Annotated in this window: 18 protein-coding genes; 10 read left to right on the forward strand and 8 right to left on the reverse strand. The window is 66.0% G+C overall.

All coding sequences use genetic code 11. From position 1 onward, the window contains the following. The 6 genes from IT472_RS04045 to IT472_RS04070 are packed head-to-tail and all read left to right on the forward strand — an operon-like array spanning window position 1 to window position 6,727. Complete coding sequence (locus IT472_RS04045) at window positions 1-963, forward strand: acetyl-CoA carboxylase carboxyltransferase subunit alpha (protein ID WP_297178756.1); 963 nt, start codon at window positions 1-3, stop codon at window positions 961-963. Window positions 964-1,009: 46 nt separating this feature from the next. After that, entirely contained in the window at window positions 1,010-2,296 is a 1,287-nt protein-coding gene (gene tilS / locus IT472_RS04050) for a tRNA lysidine(34) synthetase TilS (protein WP_297178759.1), read from the forward strand. A 30-nt stretch (window positions 2,297-2,326) separates the two neighbouring features. Then, entirely contained in the window at window positions 2,327-2,584 is a 258-nt protein-coding gene (locus IT472_RS04055) for an exodeoxyribonuclease VII small subunit (protein WP_297178762.1), read from the forward strand. Next, a complete protein-coding gene (locus IT472_RS04060; RefSeq protein ID WP_297178765.1) occupies window positions 2,577-3,491 on the forward strand; it encodes a farnesyl diphosphate synthase in 915 nt (304 codons plus the stop codon). The genes IT472_RS04055 and IT472_RS04060 overlap by 8 nt, the downstream gene beginning before the upstream one ends. A gap of 12 nt (window positions 3,492-3,503) precedes the next feature. Further along, window positions 3,504-5,381, forward strand: coding sequence for a CHASE2 domain-containing protein (locus IT472_RS04065; RefSeq protein ID WP_297178768.1), 1,878 nt, complete (start codon window positions 3,504-3,506; stop codon window positions 5,379-5,381). Next, a complete protein-coding gene (locus IT472_RS04070) occupies window positions 5,378-6,727 on the forward strand; it encodes a M48 family metalloprotease (protein ID WP_297178770.1) in 1,350 nt (449 codons plus the stop codon). The genes IT472_RS04065 and IT472_RS04070 overlap by 4 nt, the downstream gene beginning before the upstream one ends. A gap of 346 nt (window positions 6,728-7,073) precedes the next feature. Here the strand turns inward: IT472_RS04070 and IT472_RS04075 are convergent, their stop codons facing one another. From IT472_RS04075 to pmbA, 4 genes are all read right to left on the reverse strand, one after another. After that, a complete protein-coding gene (locus IT472_RS04075) occupies window positions 7,074-7,415 on the reverse strand; it encodes a DUF4870 domain-containing protein (protein ID WP_297178773.1) in 342 nt (113 codons plus the stop codon). Between the two features lie 223 nt (window positions 7,416-7,638). After that, the gene (locus IT472_RS04080) at window positions 7,639-8,787 is read right to left on the reverse strand and encodes a DUF1501 domain-containing protein (RefSeq protein WP_297178776.1); all 1,149 of its coding nucleotides are present in this window, start codon (window positions 8,785-8,787) and stop codon (window positions 7,639-7,641) included. A gap of 1 nt (window position 8,788) precedes the next feature. Next, window positions 8,789-10,225, reverse strand: a complete 1,437-nt coding sequence (locus IT472_RS04085; RefSeq protein ID WP_297178779.1) for a DUF1800 domain-containing protein — start codon at window positions 10,223-10,225, stop codon at window positions 8,789-8,791. 83 nt (window positions 10,226-10,308) lie between these two features. Beyond that, a complete protein-coding gene (gene pmbA, locus IT472_RS04090; RefSeq protein WP_297178811.1) occupies window positions 10,309-11,664 on the reverse strand; it encodes a metalloprotease PmbA in 1,356 nt (451 codons plus the stop codon). 38 nt (window positions 11,665-11,702) lie between these two features. On the opposite strand from pmbA, the gene yjgA reads away from it, so the two are divergent. Beyond that, complete coding sequence (gene yjgA, locus IT472_RS04095) at window positions 11,703-12,266, forward strand: ribosome biogenesis factor YjgA (protein WP_297178782.1); 564 nt, start codon at window positions 11,703-11,705, stop codon at window positions 12,264-12,266. Window positions 12,267-12,427: 161 nt separating this feature from the next. Here yjgA and tldD read toward each other — a convergent pair whose 3' ends face one another. The 4 genes from tldD to IT472_RS04115 all read right to left on the reverse strand — a co-directional run bounded on the left by tldD (window position 12,428) and on the right by IT472_RS04115 (window position 19,903). Continuing rightward, the gene (tldD, locus tag IT472_RS04100) at window positions 12,428-13,876 is read right to left on the reverse strand and encodes a metalloprotease TldD (RefSeq protein ID WP_297178814.1); all 1,449 of its coding nucleotides are present in this window, start codon (window positions 13,874-13,876) and stop codon (window positions 12,428-12,430) included. 34 nt (window positions 13,877-13,910) lie between these two features. Continuing rightward, the gene (locus IT472_RS04105; RefSeq protein ID WP_297178785.1) at window positions 13,911-17,789 is read right to left on the reverse strand and encodes a YhdP family protein; all 3,879 of its coding nucleotides are present in this window, start codon (window positions 17,787-17,789) and stop codon (window positions 13,911-13,913) included. A 72-nt stretch (window positions 17,790-17,861) separates the two neighbouring features. Then, window positions 17,862-19,337: a ribonuclease G gene (rng, locus tag IT472_RS04110; protein ID WP_297178789.1), complete on the reverse strand. Its 1,476-nt coding sequence runs from the start codon at window positions 19,335-19,337 to the stop codon at window positions 17,862-17,864. Next, window positions 19,334-19,903: a Maf family protein gene (locus tag IT472_RS04115; protein WP_297178792.1), complete on the reverse strand. Its 570-nt coding sequence runs from the start codon at window positions 19,901-19,903 to the stop codon at window positions 19,334-19,336. The genes rng and IT472_RS04115 overlap by 4 nt, the downstream gene beginning before the upstream one ends. Before the next feature lie 257 nt (window positions 19,904-20,160). Here IT472_RS04115 and IT472_RS04120 point away from each other — a divergent pair, with 257 nt between their 5' ends. The 3 genes from IT472_RS04120 to IT472_RS04130 all read left to right on the forward strand — a co-directional run. Beyond that, the gene (locus tag IT472_RS04120) at window positions 20,161-20,895 is read left to right on the forward strand and encodes an SIMPL domain-containing protein (RefSeq protein ID WP_297178795.1); all 735 of its coding nucleotides are present in this window, start codon (window positions 20,161-20,163) and stop codon (window positions 20,893-20,895) included. A gap of 343 nt (window positions 20,896-21,238) precedes the next feature. After that, complete coding sequence (locus tag IT472_RS04125; protein WP_297178798.1) at window positions 21,239-21,958, forward strand: energy transducer TonB; 720 nt, start codon at window positions 21,239-21,241, stop codon at window positions 21,956-21,958. 376 nt (window positions 21,959-22,334) lie between these two features. Next, on the forward strand, window positions 22,335-23,076 hold a 742-nt coding region (locus IT472_RS04130; protein WP_297178801.1), incomplete at its 3' end, for a flavodoxin domain-containing protein.

The raw sequence follows: 23,076 nt of genomic DNA on the forward strand, positions 1-23,076 counted from the left end.
ATGAACCCGAATTACCTCGACTTCGAGCAGCCCATCGCCGACCTGGAAACCAAGATCCAGGAATTGCGACTTGCCGGCAGTGGCACCGCAGTCAATGTCGATGCCGAAGTCCACGCCCTGCAGGAAAAGCTGCGCAAGCGCACTGCGGCGATCTTCCGCGACCTGACCCCGTGGCAGATCTCGCAGCTTTCCCGCCACCCGCAGCGCCCCTATACGCTGGACTACCTGCGGGTGATGTGCGACGAATTCCAGGAACTGGCCGGCGACCGCGCGTTTGCCGATGACAATGCCATCGTCGGTGGCCTGGCCCGGATCGATGGAAGCCCGGTCGTGGTCATCGGCCATGAAAAAGGCCGCGACAACAAGACCAAGGTCAAACGCAACTTCGGCATGCCCAAGCCCGAGGGCTATCGCAAGGCGCTGCGCCTGATGAAGCTTGCGGAACGGTTCGGGCTGCCCCTGCTGACCTTCATCGACACCATGGGCGCGTGGCCCGGCATCGATGCCGAAGAACGCGGCCAGTCCGAGGCGATCGCCCGCAACCTGCTGGAGATGGCGGAATTGCGCGTGCCGATCGTGTGCACGGTGATCGGCGAAGGTGGCAGCGGCGGCGCGTTGGCCATCGGGGTGGGCGACCGCACCCTGATGCTGGAATACAGCACCTACTCGGTCATCACACCGGAAGGCTGCGCCTCGATCCTGTGGCGCGATGCCGGACGGGCCAAGGAAGCTGCCGAACAACTCGGCATGACTGCCCAGCGCCTCCACGCGCTGGGGCTGATCGACAAGGTGGTGCGCGAACCCATTGGCGGTGCCCACCGCAACCCGGTGCAGATGGCGCGTCGACTCAAGGCGGTGCTGCTGAACGAACTCGACGCCCTTGCAAGCACCCCGGTCGATACCCTGCTGGAGCGTCGCTACCGGCGCCTGCGCGGCTACGGCGCCTACGACATCGCATCCTGAAGGCGGCATGACGTGGCGGGTCGAAACCCGCGCTTACACTTTCACCATGCGATTGCCCGAGCCCCCGAGACGTGCACCGATCCTGCTGGGCTTCAGCGGCGGGATGGACTCCACGGTCCTCCTGCATCTGCTCGCCACGGATCCAGGGATCCGCGCAACCGGCCTCGGCGCGATCCACGTCCACCACGGCCTGCACGCTGCGGCAGACGCGTGGGCAGACCACTGCCTGCGCGCATGCACTGCGTTGGGCGTGCCGTTGCAGGTCGTTCGGGTCGAAGTGGACCGTTCATCCGGCCTCGGTCTAGAAGGGGCAGCGCGCGCGGCCAGACAACGTGCATTTGCCGCGGCGCTGGACATTGCTGCCATCCTCGCCCTCGCCCACCATCGCGACGATCAGGCGGAAACCTTCATGCTCCGCGCCCTGCGAGGCGCCGGCACGGATGGGCTTGGCGCAATGCAACAATGGCGACCCTTCCACCGAGGCCACCTGTGGCGCCCGCTGCTGGACACCGCCGGCACCGCCCTGCGCGCCTACGCCCAGGAGCATGGCTTGCGCTGGATCGAGGATTCCAGCAATGCGGATGACCGCCATGACCGCAACTTCCTGCGCCACCGTGTGCTGCCGCTGCTTCGCGAGCGCTGGCCGCACGCTGACGCCGCCCTGGCGCGAAGTGCGCATCACAGCGGCAACGCCAGTCGGCTCCTGCTGGCATTGGATCACGCCAACCTTGCCCAAGTCCGGCCCACCGCGCCTGATCGCATCGCGATCCCGGAACTGCTCGCGCTTGGGCCCGAAGCGCAGGCCCGTGTACTGCGCCTGTGGATGCACGAGCTGGGCCTGCCACCGCTGTCCGACAACGGCGTGGCGCGCGTGCTCCGAGAAGTGGTCCCTGGCCCGCGCGATCGCCAACCCAGCTACACCTGGCACGGCGCGACAATTTCCCGCTGGTGCGACAGCCTGCACGCAGGCAGTGCGCAATCGTCCGCGCCGGTTGCCTGGACACTTGCCTGGGACGGTCGCTGCCCGTTGACGCTACCGGACGGCAGTCAACTCATCCTGGAAGGGAACACGGCACTCGATGCCCCGATCCAGATCCGCACGCGGCACGGGGGGGAACGCATTCGCCTGCCCGGACGCACACATTCGAGCAGCCTGAAACACCTGCTGCAGGCACTCCAGCTTCCGCCGTGGGCGCGCGCCAGGCTGCCCCTCCTGGTCGCTGCCGACGGTGAAATCCTTGCCGCTGGCGACCAGTTGGTCTCGGATCGACTGGCGCGCATGCTCGGTGCTGACCCGGAGAGCCCCGCACGAATCCGATGGCAGCGCGCCTGACCAAGCCGACGGACGTATTAGAATCCAATCATGGCCAAGCGCTCCCATCCCGAACCGTCCCCAGTTGCCGATTTCGAAGCCTCGATGCAGGCATTGGAGGACTTGGTCGGGAAAATGGAAACCGGCGGCATGACTTTGGAAGAATCGCTTGCCGCCTACGAGTGCGGCGTACAACTCTACCGGCGCCTGCAGGCGGCGCTGGAACAAGCGGAACAGCGCGTGCGCACGCTGGCCGATCCTGCTGCACCCGAAGACGCCCGCAACTTCGATCCCGGCCGCGATGGCTGAAGGCTCCCTCGAGCGCTGGGGCAACCGGATCGAAGCGACGCTCGGACGCCTCCTCGACGCCCCGGGACACACGCCGCAACGCCTGCATGCCGCGATGCGGCACGCAACCCTCGCCGGCGGCAAGCGCGTGCGTCCGCTGCTGGTCTATGCCACCGGAACAGCCTTCGATATGGCCGAAGCGGATCTGGACCACGTCGCCGCGGCTGTCGAACTCATCCATTGCTACTCGCTGGTCCACGACGACCTGCCGTCGATGGACGATGACACACTGCGCCGCGGCCGCCCAACCGTGCACGTCGCCTACGGCGTGGCCACCGCAATCCTGGCCGGCGACGCCCTGCAGGCGCTGGCCTTCGAAACGCTCGCCAGCGCACCCCTCCCTTCAGAGCGGCGCTGCGCCATGCTGGCCGAACTCGCGCAGGCCGCAGGCGCAGGCGGCATGTGTGGTGGACAAGCGCTGGACATCGACGCGACCGGCGGCCATGAACCGAAGCCCCCTGCGGACCCTGGGTCGCCATCCACCCAGCGACTGGCCGCACTGGAGCACATGCACGCACTGAAAACCGGAGCGCTGCTGCGCTGCGGGATCCGACTCGGCGCACTCGCCGCAGGCGTTGACGCCGCCACCCGCGACAGCTTGGATCGCTACGCCGACGCGCTGGGCCTGGCTTTCCAGATCCGCGACGACCTGCTCGACGTCGAAGGGGACAGCGACCTGCTGGGCAAGACCGCCGGCAAGGACGTTGCCCAAGGCAAGGAAACCTTTCCCGCATTGCTGGGGATCCATGCCAGCCGCGACCGCCTCGTGCACCTGCTGGCAGTGATGCAGCAGTCGCTCTCGGACGCCGGCATCCAGGCCACCGCCCTGTCCAAACTGGCACGACAGGTGGTCGAACGCAGCCACTGATGGACTGAAACCATGGCGCAGAAGAAACGCATCCGCCACCTGCAGGACAGCTTCGACGCCTCCATCGCGTCGTTGGCGGTGTGGTTCATGGAAACCTGGTCGCGGGTCGAACGCGGCTACCGGCGTCCGCTGACGCGCCTCGCCCTGCGCCTGAAGTTCGCGTTCTATCCACTGCTCGCGTTCGCCGCAATCGGCTGGCTGGGATGGGACTACGGGAATAACCGCAACCTGAACTCTGCCGAGGACAGCGTCTTCGACACCATTCTCCGCTGGCGTCCGGCTGAGCCAAAGCCGTCCAACCAGACCGTGGTTGTCGAGATTGACGATTGTTCGCTGGAATGGACGCGCGCGCAGGGCATCGGGGTCTGGCCGTGGCCGCGGTCGGTCCATGCCGACCTGCTGGACGCACTGGACCGTGCCGGGGTCAAGGCGATCGGGGTCGACGTGCAGTTCATCGACCGCAACCCTGCCGACCCGGACGGCGACGGCATGCTGGACGCCATCGCAGCCGGGAGCAACGGGCGGTTCATGTTCGCGTCCGCACGCCAAAACGAGGCTTTTGACCCAGTCTCCCCACTCCATGCCGCACAGGTCCCGGGCGCGTTTCGGCTCACCCCGGAGGCAACTGCGCCCGGGCCCAAGGTCGCAATCCTGCTGCCCTACGGCGCGGCCATGACCCGCAACTCTGCGCTGACCAACGTCAATCGCGGCGAAGACGGCATCCTGCGCGACGTGCCCTTGCGCGCTGAGATCGGGGACTGGGGCCTGCCCACACTGCCGCTGCGGATCGCCACCCGCCTGCAGCACCGGCCCGCAGACAGCTATCCCGCCTCGGTACGGGTGAACTGGCGCGAACATTCCAAGATCCCCTACATCAGCGCTGCCAACCTGCTTGCCGGCGAACGCGTCTGTGGCGACAGGACGCAGGCACCTCCGAACCTGCGCGGCACCGTCGCACTGGTGGGCTACACCGCTTCCGGGATCAGCGACAGCAAGCCGACGCCGCTGAATTCCTCCATGCCTGGGGTCGAAGTGTGGGCCGAGGCCACCGACGCCCTGATCCATGACAGCGCGATCTGGATGCCGCCGCCTTCGTTCAAATACATGCTGGCCGCTCTGTTGGTGATCCTGACCTGCTATGCATTTTGGCGCGGCGAGCCGCATGAGGACATGGATGCGATCTTCTTCGCCGTGAACCTGCTGATCCTGCTGGTCGCCTGCATCGGATTGACCTATTTCGGCATTTTCCTCGACGTTTTCGCCTCCATCGGCTTCATCAGCCTCTGTTTCGGGCTGTGCCGCTCGTATGCTTCGGTGCAACGCGGCCACGCGGTCGGCAACAACGACTACCGCGATGAATACGACCCGCAGAAACACGCCAGCCTGTCGATGGCGCGACTGCGCTTCGTCGCCAATCCGGATCTGGATGCCTTCGCCGCGCTGCGCGGACGGCGCGAATACCGCCGCCTGCTGCGGCGCATGATCTACTCCGGCAGCAAGGCAGTGATGGTCGAGGGCATCGTCGAGCGCAAGAGTTGGCTGCACGCCATCCTCGACGACCTCATGGTCCTGATCTGGACCGGAGACACCACCAAGGATGCCCTGGCCGAGGCCAAGCTCGAGCTGGACAAGTTGCATCGCCACCTGAATGGGGGTGACTTGCGACTGGAAGACTATGGCCGGGTTCTGGTATGTATTTCCGTTGCAGAGATAGACGATGATGATGACAGCACCAGCCGAGGCGAGCGCCTGCGCCTGCGCGAACTCCTCGGCCAAGACCTGAACAACAACGACGAATACCCGCTGGTCGCCGACAACGCCCTCACCATCAAGTCGGCACACACACTCGATTTCGACCTCGAACCGCCACGAGACAAGGAAGATCCATGAAACACGCAATCGCACGCATGGTCCTCGCCAGCGTCACGCTCGCAGTGTCCGGAGTACTGATGGCTGCACAGGCCGGTTCCCCGGCCACCGTGGTCAAGCCCAAGGTTGACGTCCACGCAACCGCCTCCTTCAGCGCACCCACCGTCACCACCCTCAACAACAGGGCCAGTGTCAACGTCATCGGCCAGGAAGGCCTGTGGTTCAAACTGGCCCTCGCCGATGGCCAAACCGGCTACGTGCGCGTCAATGAAATCCGGATTGCCTACGGCAGGAACGACAGCGGCGGCAGTGCGGCGGCGTTGTTCTCCGGCCGATCCGGCGGCGGCCGAACGGCCGAAACCGCGAGCGTGCGCGGCCTCGACGAAAGCAAGCTGAAGGCAGCCAACTTCGATGCCGAACAACTCGCGCTCATGGAGTCCTACCGCGTCTCGATCGATGAAGCCAACAGCGCGGCGGCGCGCAACCATTGGGTGGCCACGTCGGTGCCGTACGCCAGCGAGTTCAAGCCGAGCCAGAACCAGGCCAGCAGCCAAACGTCGCGCAGCGGCGCCCGTACCGGCCTGCGCGCCCTCGGAGGGGCACTCTCGTCCTTCCTTCCGGGCAGTTCCGGTAGCGCGGCAAGGGCAGCCTCGAACCACAGCGACGCCATCGTCGGCAAATCCGATGCCGAGGTCCTGCAGGAAGAACTCGAGCTCGGGCCGTTGATCGCCGGGCGGGTCTTGGGCGCGGCGCCATTGGTCAACGATCGGGCCATCCAGCATCGTGTCAACCTGATTGGCCGCTGGCTGGCTTCCCAGACCAGCCGGCCGGACCTGCCGTGGACGTTCGGCGTGATCGATGATGGTGAAATCAATGCATTCGCCGCACCCGGCGGCTACATCCTGATCACGCGCGGCCTATACGACCTGCTGTCAAGCGACGCAGAGGTGGCCGCAGTGCTGGGCCACGAACTCGGCCACGTCGTCCAGCGCGATCATTACGAAGTGATCCGCAAGCAGGAACTCCAGGCGGCCGGGCGCGAGGTGGTGATGAGTCAGGTCAACACCGGCGGCGGCTTGGCCGGCAGCCTTGCGCGCGACTTCATCGAGCGCAATGGCGCGGCGATCATGATGACCCAACTCGACCGAAACGCTGAATACCGCGCCGACCAAGCGGCCGGCATCTACCTCGCCCGTGGCGGTTTCAACCCACTGGAACTGTACGTCGTGCTGCAGAAGATGGCTTCGGAGGGCTCCTCCTCGCCACGCATGGCCGGGCTGTACAAGACCCATCCCTCGCTGGACAAGCGGCTGGATGCCTTGGACAAGAGTGGTTACAAGGACCTGCAGGCCTATCTCGATCGTTGACTCCGGCAGGTTGAAGGATCGAATCCGGCCGCTCACCCGCGGCCGGATTCATTTCGGCACCAACCGATCCTGATGGGATGCACGAGGGGCGGCAAGCCCCACCTTCCGGAACGCATCCACGAGGAACGGGGGCGACGATGATCCGGCCGAATTGACCCTGCGACACCCGCGGCTGCCTGATCGACCTGGTGCGATCGCCATGAAACCCGGGTCACCGCGCTCCCATGCAAACCGCTGCCCGATTCTCCGCCAGGCCTGCGTGCAGTGCCCCTCCCTCCCGCACCAACGACAACGCCGACAGCCTCGCGGCCGTCGGCGCTGTTCCGGCACGACCGGATCGGAACGCTTACTTGATCAGACGCAGCGAGAATGGGTAGCGATAGTTTTCGCCCTTGTTGACGGCGACGCCGGCAAGGATGCAGAAGACGAGGTTGACCAGCCACACAACCGGCATCAACAAGCCGCCGATGATGATGATCGCCAGGATCATGCAGGCGACATAGGCAATCGCGATCATGATCTGGAAGTTCAATGCTTCCTTGGACTGTTCGATCAGCCACGCTTTCTCGGCCTTGTCCTTGTTGGTCAGCCAGATGATCAGGGGGACGATGAAGCCCAGCAGGATGCCGGACAGGTGGGTCAGCATTGCCAGCGAACGGTCTTCAGAAGGTGCAGTGGTCTCATTCATTGTTTGTTTCCCCGATGTCGGCGCAGGCCCGCGCCCAAACAGCATAACGCGAATCCGGAAAAATGCAGGCCAATTTCAGCATCCAGGGCAACGCTGATTGAGTCGGCATTGCCTGCCGACCAGGGATGGTTGGCCGCGGATCGATCACCGAAGTGATTGATCCGCGTGAGCCAGAAGGCGGATTCGGGCCCGACCCTCGCTCTACTGCAGCTGCATCGATGGATCAGACCAGACCCGACAGGGGCGGCAATCCCACGCTGTCCGGAAACACCCGACCAGCCAGCACGTCGCCGGCAACCCCGAGGTGGTCGCGTAGCACGCCCTTGAACATTGCCCGCAAGTCAGTGGTGGTCCGCAGGTCACGCCCTTCGTTGAGCTGTGATTGACCCAGCCCCGGCCAATCGCCGGCGATGCGCCCGCCCTTGACCGCACCACCGACCAGCAGCGCCGTACCGCCGGTGCCGTGGTCGGTGCCACCGGTGCCGTTGATCGCTGCGGTGCGCCCGAATTCCGTCACCACTGCCACCACGGTGTTCCTCCAGATCGGCTGCGCACCGCCGTGAAACGCCTTCAAGCCCTCGTCCAACTCGGCGAGTTTGCGGTTCAGCACCGCCAGTTCATTGCCGTGGGTGTCCCAGCCTGTGTCCTCGACGAATCCGATCCGCGGCCCGGTGGCGGCGGACATGAATTTCGCGGCCGCCGCCATCGCCTGTGGCAATCGCAGTCCTCCCTGGCCACGTCCGGCCGGGGTGCCCTCCATCCCGGTATCGATTGCTGCAAAGGTGGGCGCCAAGGCGGGATCAGCCGCGTACAACATCTGCAGCTGCTGCCACAGGATCGGGTCCACTCCGGTCGCCAGCGGGGGCGACCAAGTCGAGACATCGCCACTGCCGCGCATCGCCAGCGGCATCACCGCCGACAGCGCCAAGCCCTTGCTGTCCGGCATGGAAGCCACGCAACGGTTGAGCCAGCCGGAGGTGCCGCCGGTGCCTGCAGTGCCGTTCTCCACGCAATCCTGGGCTTCGAAGTGCGAACGCTGGCGATACGGCGGCGCCACCGCCACCACCGGTAGCAGCTGCCGTTGTGCGAACAGGCTGGCGGAGAAAGCCAGACTGCCGTGCAGGGAGAAATCGCCATCCAGAGGCAACGCTGCAGGCTGTCCCTGGGCATGCACGAAAGTGCCACGCAATGCCGCAAACGCTGGATCCCCCTGGGCCTGCAACAGGTGCATGCCGTCCAGTCCGCCGCGCAACAACACCAGCAAGAATCGGGAGTCCGTCGCCGAAGTCGCTGCCAAGGCGAATTTGGGAAGTATCGCCAGCGCCAGCGCGCCGGAACCGAATTTCAGGAAACCACGTCGATCAAGTTGCATCTCACGCCCTCCACTGGAACGCAGGGCTCGCCAACAGCAAAGCCACGCCCTGTTGCACCGATTCGGCACGCCGCAACGCAGTGGCGGTCTGCCCGTCCAGCGCACCGCCCAGAACGGCCTGGCCAAGTTGGAGCGGCGTGCTCCCTGCCATCGCAGGCAAGCGGTCGGCCATCTCCTGCGCAGCCTGCACGCGCTTGTACAGGGCATCGGGCCCGCCCCAATCGGCGGCGACGTCGCCAAACCCAGCCGGTGATCGCGGTTGGAACGGAGGTTGGCCCAAGCGTGCCTGAAGCTGCAGGGCCAGGGTGATGTCGGCCCGGTCATCGAGTCGGCAAGCGCGCAGGGAGGAAATGATGAAGTCATCCGGCGTCTTGAACTTGCGCGCCTGGTCCGACCACGCTTCGTCGGATGCCAGCAGGGTACGGCAGACATCCGCGATGTCCCCGCCGCTGGCCAACCAGGTGCGCGCCATGCGCTCCACCAGGACCGCGGGAGGATCGTCGGCCACGAAGTGCCGCGCCAACTTCAACGACAGGTGATGCGCAGTGGCGGGGTGGACGGCAAGGTCGTGCAGGATCGCCACCCCCTGCGCTTCTCCCTGCTGACGATACGTTTTCCCGAACACCTTGCGCCCACCGGGTTCGTGGGCAGCCGCCCTGAACACGAAACCCAGCCCGCCACCCGCACCAATGCGATCCCTTGGGCGCAGCACGCTCCAGCCGGTGATCGCCTTGGCGAACTCGACGACGTCGGTTTGGCTGTAGCCAGCGTTCACGCCCAGTGTGTGCAATTCCATGATCTCGCGGGCCAGGTTTTCGTTCAGGCCGAGCCGACGCGCCTGCTGCGGCCGGTTGGAACGTCGGGCCGCACCCATCGCAATCCGCGAGTCGTCGCCGATCGATCGCTGGTTGTCCAGATAAAGCAGCATCCCGGGATGTCGCTCCACCGCCAGCAGCAGGTCGGCAAAACGTCCGGTCGCGTTTGGACGGATCGCCTCGCGCTCCATCGGTGCCGCGAACAGCGAGGCAATACGCTTGTCGACTGAAATCGCGAAATGGTTCGACCAGAACCGCACCAGCCGCTCGCGGAAGCTGTCGCTGCTGGCCACCGCCACGCCCTGGCGCACGAGCAGTTCGTTCATCAGCGCCCGGCGCAGGCCATCGCGCCTACCCGCCCGCGGCGGCGTGCCGCGATCCGCACCTGCAGCAGGCGCATCCGCCCTCCGCATTCGGGCATCGCGACGCTGCTGCTGAACCTGCGCGTACAGCGCCAGATAACCGGGGCTGTCGGTCAGCCCGTCGAAAGCCGCGATGCGCGGCGGCGACCCCAGTTGTGCCAGCAACCAACCGCGCGGATCGCCATTGATGGCGGACAGTTCACCCGCGCGCGCACCCAGCCCGAAACGGTTGGCGGCGGCACTGGCCTGCTGGATCGTCATGGCCTTGCTCCATCGGGAACAGGATCGACAACGAACAAGTCCTGCCATCGGTTGACAGGCCGGGCATCAGCCGAGCAAGCGCATCAGCCGGTGCCAGCCACCGTCATTCGGCCGACCAGGATCGATCCCGTGCGCACATGCGAGCGTGGGTCGATGTCATCACCCACCGCCTCGATGCCTGCGAACATGGCCTTGAGGTTTCCGGCGATGGTGATGCCGTCCACCGGATAGGCAACTTCGCCGTTTTCGATCCAGAAGCCGGCCGCGCCGCGCGAGTAGTCGCCGGTGATCGCATTCACGCCCTGCCCCATCAACTCAGTCACCAGCAGGCCTGTGCCCATGCCGCGCAGCAGGGCCTCGAGGCCGCCGGCATTGGCCCTCACTTGCAGGTTGTGCGCGCCGCCTGCGTTGCCGGTGCTCTGCAGTCCCAGCTTGCGCGCCGAGTAACTACCCAGCAGGTAGCGCTGCACCACGCCACCGTCGACCAGCAGCGAGCGACGCGTGGCCACACCCTCGGCATCGAAGGAGGCCGAACGGAAGCCGCGCGGCAGGAAAGGATCTTCCTCGATCGTGAACCAGCCGGGGAACACCTGTGTGCCCGCACTGTCCAGCAGGAAGCTGGCACGGCGGTACAACGCTCCGCCCGAGACCGCACCGAGGAAGCTGCCGATCAGCGAGCGCGCCATTTCGGCACAGAACAGCACCGGCACCTGCCCAGTGGGCAGGGTGCGCGGATCCAGTCGATCCAACGTGCGCTGCGCGGCCCTGCGGCCCACGGCGTCGGGCGTCTCCAGGTCACCCTGCGCCAGCGCCACGCTGTACCAGCCATCGCGCTGCATGGCTTCGCCGGTGCCCGCAATCAGCGCGCAGCCGATGCTGTAGGAGGTGCTGCGTTCGGCACCGAGGAAGCCGTGGGAATTGGCGTACACGCTGATCGACGCATTGGAATTCATCGACGCACCATCGGAATTCCCGATCCGCGCATCCACCGACCTGCCCGCGGATTCCGCCGCCAGCGCGGTATCCACGGCCCGTTCGGCATCGAGCGCCTGCGGGTGCCAACTGTCGAATTCGTGCAGCGTTGTGGCCATCAGTCCGGCATCGGCCAAGCCGGACGCCGGATCGTCCTCGGTGTAGCGGGCGATCGCACACGCCTGCGCGACGGTGGCAGCCAGGCTGTCCTCGCGCAGGTCGGCGGTGCTGGCGCTGCCCTTGCGTTGGCCGAAGTACACGGTGATGGACACGCTGCGGTCGCGGGTGGCTTCCACCGTTTCCACCTCGCCCATGCGCACGTTGACCGCAAGCCCGGCGTCCTCGCTGCAGGTGACCTCCGCTTGGCTGGCACCGGCGGTGCGGGCAAGCTCCAGCTGTTGTTGCGCAATGGCAGCCAGGTGCTGCTGGCGGGCACGGCTGTCATCGGTAACGGCGGTGGCAATCACATCGGCCTGCTGTGTGTTCAATGGCTTATCCTGTCGCAATGCGAGGACGTGACGAAGACACCGGAGAATTCTTCAGTCCCAGCCGGAGCGCGCAGCGGCGCGCGGCGCTGGACGTGCTGGAGTTGGGCGCACAATTGGTGGCGCTGAGCGAGGCGCAACTGGCCCTGCTGCCGGTACCGGAAGGGCTGCTCGCGCACATCGAGGACACCCGCAAGATCCCCTCGCATGGCGCGCGCAAACGGCAACTGGCGTTCCTGGCCAAGCAGATGCGCAAGCTGGACAGCGCCGTGCTGGATGCCCTGCGCGATGCGATGCGCAAGGACGGCGAAACCGCGCGGCGCGAGGTCGCCGCCATGCACCGCGCTGAAGCCCTGCGCGATCACCTGCTCGGCGATGCCGGTGACGATGCGCTCACGGCGCTGCTTGCGGAGTTCCCGCAGGCCAACCGCCAGAAGTTGCGGCAATTGGTGCGCAATGCGCGCGAGGAAAAGGCGAAGCACAAACCGCCACGGGCATTCCGTGAACTGTATCGGGAGTTGCGGGAGTTGTTGGCGAATGGCAGTGAGGATGGGGACGACGCATTCAATGGCGACATGGCATAGCCCCTCTCCCCTCGGGAGAGGGGTTGGGGTGAGGGTTTGGCGAAGCGGGGGCGCTTGAACGTCCAAGAATATTCCAATCTCTCTGCAATTTTCTTTCCACCGTTTCGCCGCACCCTCATCCGGCGCGACGTGCCACCTTCTCCCGAAGGGAGAAGGAAACATCACGCCTGCGTTCCGCCCACCGTCAATTCCGAAATCAGCAACGACGGCTGGCCCACGCCCACCGGCACACTCTGTCCGTCCTTGCCGCAGATCCCGACGCCGTCATCCAGGGCGAGGTCATGGCCGATCATCGCCACCTTCTGCATGGTCTCGGGCCCATTTCCAATCAAGGTGGCACCCTTCACCGGCGCGGTGACCTTCCCATCCTCGATCAGATAGGCCTCGGTGGCCGAGAACACGTACTTGCCGCTGGTGATGTCGACCTGGCCACCGCCGAAATTCACCGCGTACAGGCCGCGCTTGACCGACCGGATCATCTCCTCCGGATCGTGGCTGCCCGCACGCATGTAGGTATTGGTCATGCGCGGCATCACCAGGTGCGCGAACGACTCACGGCGGCCGTTGCCGGTCGGCGCCATCCCCATCAGCCGGGCGTTGAGGGTGTCCTGCATGTAGCCGACCAACACGCCATCCTCGATCAGCGTGGTGCACGCCGTTGGCGTGCCTTCGTCATCGATGTTGAGTGAACCGCGGCGGCCATCGAGGGTGCCGTCATCGACGATGGTGACGCCCGGTGAGGCCACGCGCTGGCCGATCCTGCCGGAGAACGTGCTAGTGCCCTTGCGATTGAAGTCACCCTCCAGTCCATGGCCGACCGCCTCGTGCAGCAGCACGCCGGGCCAACCGTGGCCGAGCACCACCGGCATCACGCCAGCGGGTGCATCGATCGCTTCGAGGTTCACCAGTGCCTGGCGCAGGGCTTCGCGGGCGAATTTCTCCGGCTTGCCTTCGGCCAGCAACTCCGCGTACGAATAGCGCCCACCGAAGCCGGCATAGCCCGATTCGCGGCGGCCGCCCTGCTCCACGATCACCTGCACGTTCATCCGCACCAGCGGGCGCACATCACCCGCCAGCACGCCATCGCTGCGCGCCACCAGCACGGTGTCGACGCCGCCGCTGAGACCCACCATCACCTGTTGCACACGCGGATCCAGCGCACGCAGCAGGCCATCCACGCGCCGCAAGGCCTCGACCTTGGCGGCATTGTCCAACCCATCGACCGGATCCAATGGGACATACAGGCTGCGCGCAGTCGAAGGCGCCAGCGCCCTTGGCTGCTGGCTACGGCCGGCGCGGGCAATGGCGCGCGCGGACTGCGCTGATGCGATCAGGGCGTGTGCGTCCAACGCATCGGAATAGGCAAAGCCGGTCTTTTCCCCGGACATCGCGCGAACACCGACGCCCTGCTCGATGCTGTGGGATCCGGATTTGACGATGCCGTCTTCCATGCTCCACGCCTCGCCGCGGGAATGCTGGAAATACAGGTCGCCGCAATCGACTCCCGGGCCGAGCAGCGCTGAAAACGCACGATCGACATCCGGGAAACCCAGCCCGGTGGGATCGAGGAGTCGGGATTGCGCAAGGAGTAATGGGTTCATCATTGTCATCGGCTGTTTGGCGGCCATCCCGGGTCGAGGATGATCAGCTTTTTTCGGCATCGATCGCTTCCGTCTCGGCTGCCGCAGGATCGGGCGCGTCCGCTGGCCCGGGTGTCGGCTCCGCGCGGGGCAGGACTTCGACCGTTGGTTTCGACCATGGGCCAGTGACACGATAGGTCTTGGCGCCGATCCCGCCCATCGGCCTGTCAAGGACCGCGTTGGCCACGGCCCCGACGGCGGCCCCCATAGGTCCTCCGGCAAGTGCGCCCACGGCCGTCAGCAGGCCGCCCGGGTGGGGTTTGACTTCCACCGTCTGGTCAAAACGCTGATTGCGCAAATCGGTGCTTCCGCGCACCGTCATGTCCGCAGCGGGGGCCCGGACCTTCAGGTCGTCGGTCCGCATCAGACCGTTGGCGAGACTGGCCTGCCCCTGGATGCGATCGAAGGCAAACCCCTTCGCGAAGATGTCGCTGAAATCCAGCGTCAAGCGCCGTCGCAGTTGGGTAACGCCCAGCAGGCCGAGCAAACGCCCGGCACCCGGCTCGACCTCCAGCAAGCGGCCGTCACGAGCATCGAGGGTCAATGTCGCGTTCACCCCCAACAGATCGAACTGCTCGGGACCGCCCCGCCAATTCGCCACCACGCCCAGGGTTCCCTTTCCGCCGGCCACCTGACCTCCCAGTCCCAGGCCGGCAAGCAATGCGCCGATGTCGTCGCTTGACACATCGAGTTTCAGGTCGCTGCGCGCAGCCTGCCCGCGACCGATCCAGGATCCACTGGCCTTGATCCGCTGCTTGCCTTCCGTTGTCGTGAACTCATCGAGCCGAAAACCACTTGCCGTCGGCGAGCTGCGAAAGCGTGCACGTCCCAATGGCGTCGAGCCGATCCGCAGCTCATCCACGTCGATCGCCAGCGGGGGGATCGTCGCCGGATCGAACTGCGCCGTTTCATCTTCCTTGGCCACGGAATTCGGATTCGCCGCCCGCGGGGACAGGCTGGCAGCCACCGGAGCGGGCAGGTGCAGGCGATCGAAACGACCTGACACCACCGCACCGTCCTGCTCCGGAACCAGCAGGACGCCATTGATTCCAGGCGACTGCACGGTGACCCGGGTGCTGCGACCTGCGGTTTCGGCCCGCAGGTGTGCATCGGGGAAATCCGCGCCCAGCAGGCGCAGGTGCTGGGCCGCGACGTTTGCCCCGAGCAACGGCATGCTGCCCACGCTCTTCATTCCGGCCAATGCCCCCGTCCAGCCCAGCACATCAAGCTGACCGGTCTTGCCCCCCACCAACAACCCGTGGTGCGGAGCCTCCCCAGCCGGGGCACCTCCCAGTTCAATCCGCAGTCCAGTCTTGTCGCCTCGGATGCGTGCGTGCAGCGCAAGCAGATCACCCAGGCGTGCATCGACCTCACCCTGCTCGAACGGCAGGCGAATGGCGATGTCGGCAGCCAGCGCCTGCGCAGCCGGCTTGCGCAACGGCATGGGCAGGTTGAACTCGGTCCCCACCAGGTCAGATCTCAGCCGCAGGAAGGAAGGTGCGGCCGGGCTTCCCGGCGCCCCCGACCCGCGCGGCACCGCGATCGTGGTGGTCCACGTCGAACTTCCGCGCAGGTACGGCTTCAGCCAATCCAAGCCTCCGGCGCGCTGCAGCATTCCATCGATATTGGCCTTGGCTTGCAACTGTGCTTCGAATGCCTGCGCCGGATCCTGCACATGCGGCCCCGCACGCAGGGTCAGCAGCGCAGGGGCCCCTTCGCTGCGAACCTGCAGCCCGTTGGCGATGAACCCACCCTGGTCATAGCGTGCCTCACCGTGAACTTGCTGGAAATCGAGGTTCCAGCGTTGTTCGCGCAAACGCACGCCATCCAAGGCGACAGCGCCATCGACCTTGGCGACATTCGGCTGGTCACGACCCAGCGGCAGCGTCATCCCGAAGCGCGCCCGCGCTGGTCCTTCCGCACGCAGTTGATCCATGACCTCGCCATAGTCCTCGTGCAGCGGACTGGCGGTCAGCAGCGCGAGGTAGCGCGACGCATCACCCGCAGTCGTCGCGTCCACCTTGAGCTCCGAAGCACTGAATCGCTGGATGCCTGCCTTCAGCGCACTGACACCAACGCCCGCCAGTTGCGCACGCCCGTCGACCGTGAAGCCATCGGCAATGAAGCTGAGGTTGGCATCCATGTGCTCGACAGCGGGCCAATCCGGCCGGAATTTCACCGTGCCGTTATCGATCTGCGCTTCGGCGCGGAATACGCCGGCACCGGCCATGCCCGGCTCGTTGCGGAACGGCCAATCGCCAAGGTCTCCGGCGACGACCGCGTGGACCCGGCGCAAGGTGCCGCCCCGCAACGCCGCATCCAACCATGCGACCGTGGACTTGGGCATCAGGTGGTGGATCCAGAAGCCATGCGCCAGCGCGATGGGCGTGTCGCCAATGTCGGCGGAGATATCCAAGTGCGGTGAACCACGGTCGCTGCGGAAGCTGATCCCGCCACGCGCACGCGCCTGCAAAGGTCCGCCATCGATCCGCAACCCAGGCGTTCGGACAGTCCAGCCCTCGGCATCGCGCCACAGCACGGCCTCGCCATCCATGTGGAATTCGTGCACGACGCCGAACCCTGCCGGCCAGTCGAACGCGGCCAATGCAGTGCGGTCGAAGCGCATCCGCAAACCGTCCTGATCGCCCTGCAACCAGCCGGAAACCCCGCGCATGCCAGGGTCATGCCCGACTGGATCGAACCTGAAGCCACGGATGCGCGCGCTGGCGCGCAAGCTGGCACCAAGGGTTCCGCGGACATCGACAGACTCCAGCAGGGCATCCGGTGCCGCTGTCCGCAGCCAGCGCCGCATGCCCGGTGGAAGCGCATTGCTCAAGGCGGCTAGCTGCAACAGGGGGGCAGCCTGCAGGCTTCGAGCGCGCAACGCGAAATGACGTCCACCGGCCACGGCGATTCCGTCGAGCGTCCATTTCCTGCCGTCATCGATCCGCAGTGCGGGAACCCGCAACTGCCAGTCATCGACGGTTCCCGACCAGGCAGCATCAAGCTGCAGCATTGGCCACCGACGCGTCACCGCAGGCGCATTGGCAAGGCCAGCACCGCGCAATACCACGTCACGGAGGGCGGCATCGACCCGAATCCCGACGATGCGATACCCGCGCAGCAGGCCCCAGGTGCGCAATCTCCCCACCCCTTCGGCTGGCGCGACCCCGGCAATGGCGATCGTCCCGGCAAGGACACGCAGGTCTGCCTGATAGGTGCCCACATACACCCGGCCATCGCCTGAACCACGATCGAAATCCACCGCGACCGACACCGGCCGCGCGTCATCGCGAAGCCAGGCCTGCGCACCGAGGCGCAGCCGCGACCCATTGACCCGCATGCGCATGTCGATCTTCGGCACGCGCAAATCGATGCCCAATTCGGTGGCGAGTATGCGCAAGCGCGCTTGGACCAACTGCAGTTCGCCCAAATGCTCCAGCGCAGCCAGCGGATCATCGCCCACCTGCTGACCCGGCAAACCGCGCACCCGCCACTGGCCGTTGGCAGCGCGCTGCAGGGTCAGGTCCAAGCCACGTAGCCGGACCTCGGTGAACGAATGGTCGGGCAAGAGTCCGCTGTACTGCGCAATCTGGATTTCAGCGGCACCGATATGCACCGGGTCTCGCGGGTCACCGACGCGAAGGCCTTCCACGCGCAGCAATGGCCCGCGCCGGGTCCAGCGTGTACTCAGGCTGTCGAAAGCCACCGGTCGCCCGGCGCGTGCGCTGAGCCATTCCGCGACCCGTTGCGGATGGCGCTCGACCACCGGAAGCAACAGCATGCCGAGGCCATTCACCAGCGCCAGCAGCGCCAGCAACGTGGCCAGAGCATGCACGCCATGGCGGCGCAACCCGGACAGCCATTCGCGCCAAGGCCTCATGCGCACGTTGCCGATTCCGTCCGCGGAGGATTCCGGCCCGCAACGCGGGAAAGACCGCCGTAGACTTTCACTTCAGAGCAGCACCACATCGAACTGCTCCTGCAGGTACTGCGCATCGGACTGGAAGCGGATCGACTTGCCGAGGAATTCCTCGAGTTCGGCAACCGCGCTGGACTCCTCCTCGGTGATCCGCGTCACCACCTTGGGCGAAGCGATCACCAGCAACCGCGCTGCGTCGAACTGGCGTACCGCGCGCACGATCTCGCGGAAGATTTCGTAGGTGACCGTTTCCGCAGTGCGCACCATGCCGCGACCGCCGCATTCGTGGCAGGGCTCGCACAGGCGGCGCTCCAGGCTTTCGACGGTGCGCTTGCGGGTCATTTCGACCAGCCCCAGCGGCGAGAAATCGTGCACGGTGGTCTTGGCGTGATCCTTGGTCAGCGATTTCTCCAGCGTGCGCAGCACCTGCCGGCGGTGCTCGGCGTCCTGCATGTCGATGAAGTCGATGATGATGATGCCGCCGAGGTTCCTGAGCCGCAGCTGCCGCGCCACCGCCTGCGCCGCTTCCAGATTGGTGCGGAACACGGTCTCTTCGAGGTTGCGCTGGCCGAGGAAACTGCCGGTGTTCACGTCCACCGTGGTCATCGCCTCGGTTTGGTCGATCACCATGTAGCCACCGGATTTCAACGGCACCTCCTTGTCCAGCGCGCGCTGGATTTCGTCCTCGACGCCAAACATGTCGAAGATCGGTCGCGAACCGGAGTAATGCTCGATCTTGTCGGCCAACGCCGGCATGTAGCGGGCGGCGAACTCGCGCAGGCGCTCGCAGGTTTCACGCGAATCGACCTTGACCTTGTCGACGTCACGGCGGATCAGGTCACGCACCGCACGCAGCGGCAGGCTCAGGTCCTCGTAGATGCAGCTGCCGACACCGGCACCTTCCGAGGATCGTTCGATCAATGCCCACACGCGCCCGAGATAGGCGACATCCTCCGCCAAGGCCTCGGCCGGCTGGCCTTCGGCATTGGTACGCACGATGTAGCCATGGCCGGTACCGCTGGCCAGCCCGGCAACCTGATCGCGCAGCCGCGTGCGCTCGTCCTCGTCCTCGATCCGCGCCGACACACCGACCACCTTGGTGCGCGGAAGCAAGACCATGTAGCGCGAGGGGATGCTGATTTCCGTGGTCAGGCGGGCGCCCTTGCTGCCGATCGGGTCCTTCACGACCTGCACCACGATCTCGGCGCCGTCGCGCAACAATTCGGTGATCGGCGGCGTCGGCATGCCTTCCACACCCGTTTCGGCCGTCTCGAGCGATACCGCCCGGTAGATGTCATTGGCATGCAGGAAGGCCGCGCGATCCAGCCCGATGTCGACGAACGCGGCCTGCATGCCAGGCATCACCCGCTGCACCTTGCCCTTGTAGATATTGCCGACCACGCCGCGCTGGCTGCCACGCTCGATGTGCAGCTCCTGCAGCATTCCGTTTTCCACCACCGCAACGCGGGTTTCACGTGGGGTGACGTTGACCAGCAGATCCTCGCTCACGTCAGCACCCCGAACTTGCGCAGCAATGCCGCGGTTTCGCGCAGCGGCAGCCCCATCACCCCGGAATAACTGCCCTCCAGACGCACGATATGTGCCTCGAATACGCCCTGGATCGCATAGCCGCCGGCCTTGCCCCGCCACTCGTCGCTGGCCAGGTAGCGCGTGATCGCGTCTTCCGACAAGCGTTCCAAGGCGACCGTCGTGAGCGCTTCGGCCCTCGCCTCGCGCCCCGCCGTCACCACCGACAAGGCCGTGAGGACCTCGTGCGTGCGTCCGGACAGGCGCCGCAGCATCGCCGCAGCTGCATCGGCGTCGGTCGGCTTGCCGAACACCTCGCCGTCGAGGATCACCTCGGTATCGGCACCCAGCACCACCGCGCCGGGGACGGCAACGACTTCGAGCAATCCAGCCCCGGCCTTCTCCCGGGCAACCCGTCGCACATAGTCGTGCGCGGTTTCGCTGCTCCCCTGTTGCTCGGGAACATCGAGGTCGAGGATGCCGAAGGCCAGCCCGAGCCGGGCCAGCAGTTCAGCGCGGCGCGGGGAACGCGAGGCCAGATGCAGCATGCGTGCAGTCTAAGGCAAGCGGGCTTCACCACACGGAACCGGGTCACAATCGACCCACGCAGCACCTAACCTACGTTCAGGCCGGACCTGCTCGGATGTCCGCCATCACGGTTTCACCTGCCCTGCATCCAGCCGATCCCCCTGCCCAACATGCCGCCTCCAACCGTCGTGCATGCTCGAATCACCCCGATCGAACCACCGCTGCGTATACCCCTGCATTCCTGTGCCTGTATCCCCCCTTCACGCCGGAGTCCACCATGTCGCTGCGCTTGCCGTCACTTGCCCTTGCCCTTGCCCTCACGAGCCTCACGCCGATGACCACGTCCGCCCAGCAATCCTCCGCCGAAGTTTCCACCGCGGCGCAAGGCACCATCTTGACTGTCTCCGCCACCGGAGCTGCCCATCGCATGCCGGATTTCGCCACGGTCTCTGCAGGCGTGGTCACCCAGGCCACGGCAGCCGATGCCGCCATGCGCGACAACGCGACGCGGATGAACGCCGTGTTGGCCGCCCTGAAGTCCGCGGGGATTGCAGAACGCGACATCAGGACCAGCCGGATCACGCTGGAGCCGCAATATCGCTATGAACAGAATCAGGCCCCGGCCATCGTCGGCTACCGGGCCAGCAACTCCGTCTCGGTCAAGATCCACGACCTGGCCCGGCTCGGTCGCGTACTCGATGCCCTGATCGGGCAGGGCGCCAACCAGATCAATGGCCCCAGTTTCGGCATCGAGCACCCGGAAGCGGCGTATGCAGAAGCCCGTCGCAACGCAGTGCACGCGGCGATGGAGCAGGCTCGAGCCTACGCCGAGGCACTGGGCGTGAAGGTGCGTCGTATCGTCAGCATCAACGAGGGCGGCAGTCGCGGGAGCATGCCGATGCCGATGGCAAGGCTTGCAGCGGCGCCGCCGCCAGAGAGTGCAACGCCGATTGCCGGTGGCGAAACCGAGCTCGACATCCACATCGAGGTGGTGTTCGAACTCGGGAGCTAATCGGCCCGCCATCGGAGGGCACATGGGCTTCCCGTTCGGAATACGTTCAGCCAAGGAAGCCGCTTCGGCGCCCTCCAAACCGACATCCACGGACCCACGCACGCGCTCGACTCCGGGGTGGAACCCAGTGCTGGTGCGGCAGACAGGTGGATACCGGCGGCGCTTCAGTCCCTCACCCAGGCGCCCGGCAGTCGCGGTCACTCACGGACATCCGCTGCTTGACGGAATTGGAATCAGGTCTCAGGTTGGAATCGCACCACGGGCACACGGCAAACCCCATTCCGGACGTCCGCGCGTTACATGGATAGAAGTCCCCACCACCCAGTTCGGAAGGAGGTCGACCATGATCCAAGCCCTCGCCCATTCCCACGCCGGTGCAAGCGGTTTCGCATTGGCGTCCCCGGCCTGTGCACCGCATCCTCAGCCCAGCCGAATCGTCGCGCTCAGCAGCGCCATCGCGCTCAACCTGCTGCTGTTCGGCATCGTGATGATGCCGATTTCCGTACCACCGCCATCCCTCACATCCATGCTGCCGCCGACCCTGCAGCTTCGGGTCATCCCCAAGCCCGAGGAAATCAAGGTGGTGCCGATTGAGCACCGTCAAACGCAGCTTCCGCCGCCAAGATACAACCGGGACGTCGCGGTCCGGCCACGCGACCCCGCGCCCTTGCTCGCCAGTTCGGAGGCGGTGATCCCCACCACCTCCGTCGAAACACCGGCGCTGGACAGCACGGCGACCAGTGATCTGGGCACCGCGACCGACATTGGCCCGGCGATCGAACCGGCACCCGTGCAACTGGCCTACCGCACCGCGCCGCCGCCGGCCTATCCGCGCAGCGCCATGCGCATGGGCTTGGGCGGCACGGTGTTGCTGCGCATCCTGGTCGATACCGACGGACGCCCGTTGCAAGTGACGATCGAACGCAGCAGCGGGCACCGGGACTTGGATGAAGCTGCACGCACCCAAGTGCTCTCGCGCTGGCTGTTCCAGCCGGCGATCCGCAACGGACTCGCGGTCCAGGCCATCGGTCTGGTTCCGGTGACGTTCGAGCCCCATCGCTGAAGGAAATCAGAGTAGTCGTGGATCCGGACTCACGGGACGCGCATTCAGCGTCCCTTCCGGCTCCCGCCAATTCCAGTCACCTGATACGGCTTGATCCGGCAACCTCGGTTTGAGACGGTCTGAGCAACTCCATCCAAGAGGTGCCAGTCCAGCTATCCAAGACTGGCAGGAACCGCTGAATTGATCGGAAGTCCCTGAGCACGCGGCGCGGGCCCTCCGCGCCGCGCTGCATTCCGAACCGGCATATTCCCATGGCCAAAACTGCCGCCTCCGGCATATGCGGCCATCGTATGCACGCATAGCCCGCATTCCTTTCCCCTCGCGTGGCGCGACACCTAGCCTGCATCGGCACTCCTTAAGCCTTGCAGCACCCGCCATGTCGAACGTCGTCCCCGCCCACCGGATCGCAGCACCGCTCAGCGCCAGCCAACACGCCTTGCTGGAGCGTTTTGCCGTGGATGCCGACGGCTCGGCCCTGCTCTGGGCCTCCGGCTTCCTGGCCGGGCTGGCGCGTGGGCAGGCGCCGGCAAACGCAGCAGCACTGGCACCGGCCGTCGCCACGGCTGCACCGGCGACGATCCTCTACGGCAGCCAGACCGGCAATGCCAAGCGTGCCGCCGAAGCGCTGCTGGCACAACTGGAAGCCGCCGGACTGCCGGTGCGGCTGCTGCGTACCGACGCCTACGCCACCCGTGAACTGGCCAGCGAGACGTTGCTGTATCTGGTCATCAGCACCCAGGGCGAGGGCGATCCGCCGGATGACGCCATTGGCTTCACCGAATTCCTGCTGGGCAAGCGTGCACCCAAGCTGCCGCAGCTGAAGTTCGGCGTGCTGGGGCTGGGTGATTCCAGCTATGCCGACTTCTGCGGCATCGCCCGCAAGCTCGATGCCCGTTTGGCCGAACTCGGCGCGAGCCGCATCCACGCCTTGGGCGAAGCCGATCTCGACATCGACGTCGTGGCCGCACCGTGGCGCGAAACCGCACTGGGTCATGCCCGCGAGCTGCTCAAGCCGGCCGCGCCCGCGCATCTGGCCACGGTGACGCCGCTGCGTCCGCAGGCCACGCCAGCGTGGACCCATGACAAGCCCTTCGCCGCTGAGTTGCTGGGCAACCAGC

Origin of the sequence: Thermomonas sp. (assembly GCF_020850895.1) — a bacterium.
Lineage (GTDB): Bacteria > Pseudomonadota > Gammaproteobacteria > Xanthomonadales > Xanthomonadaceae > Thermomonas.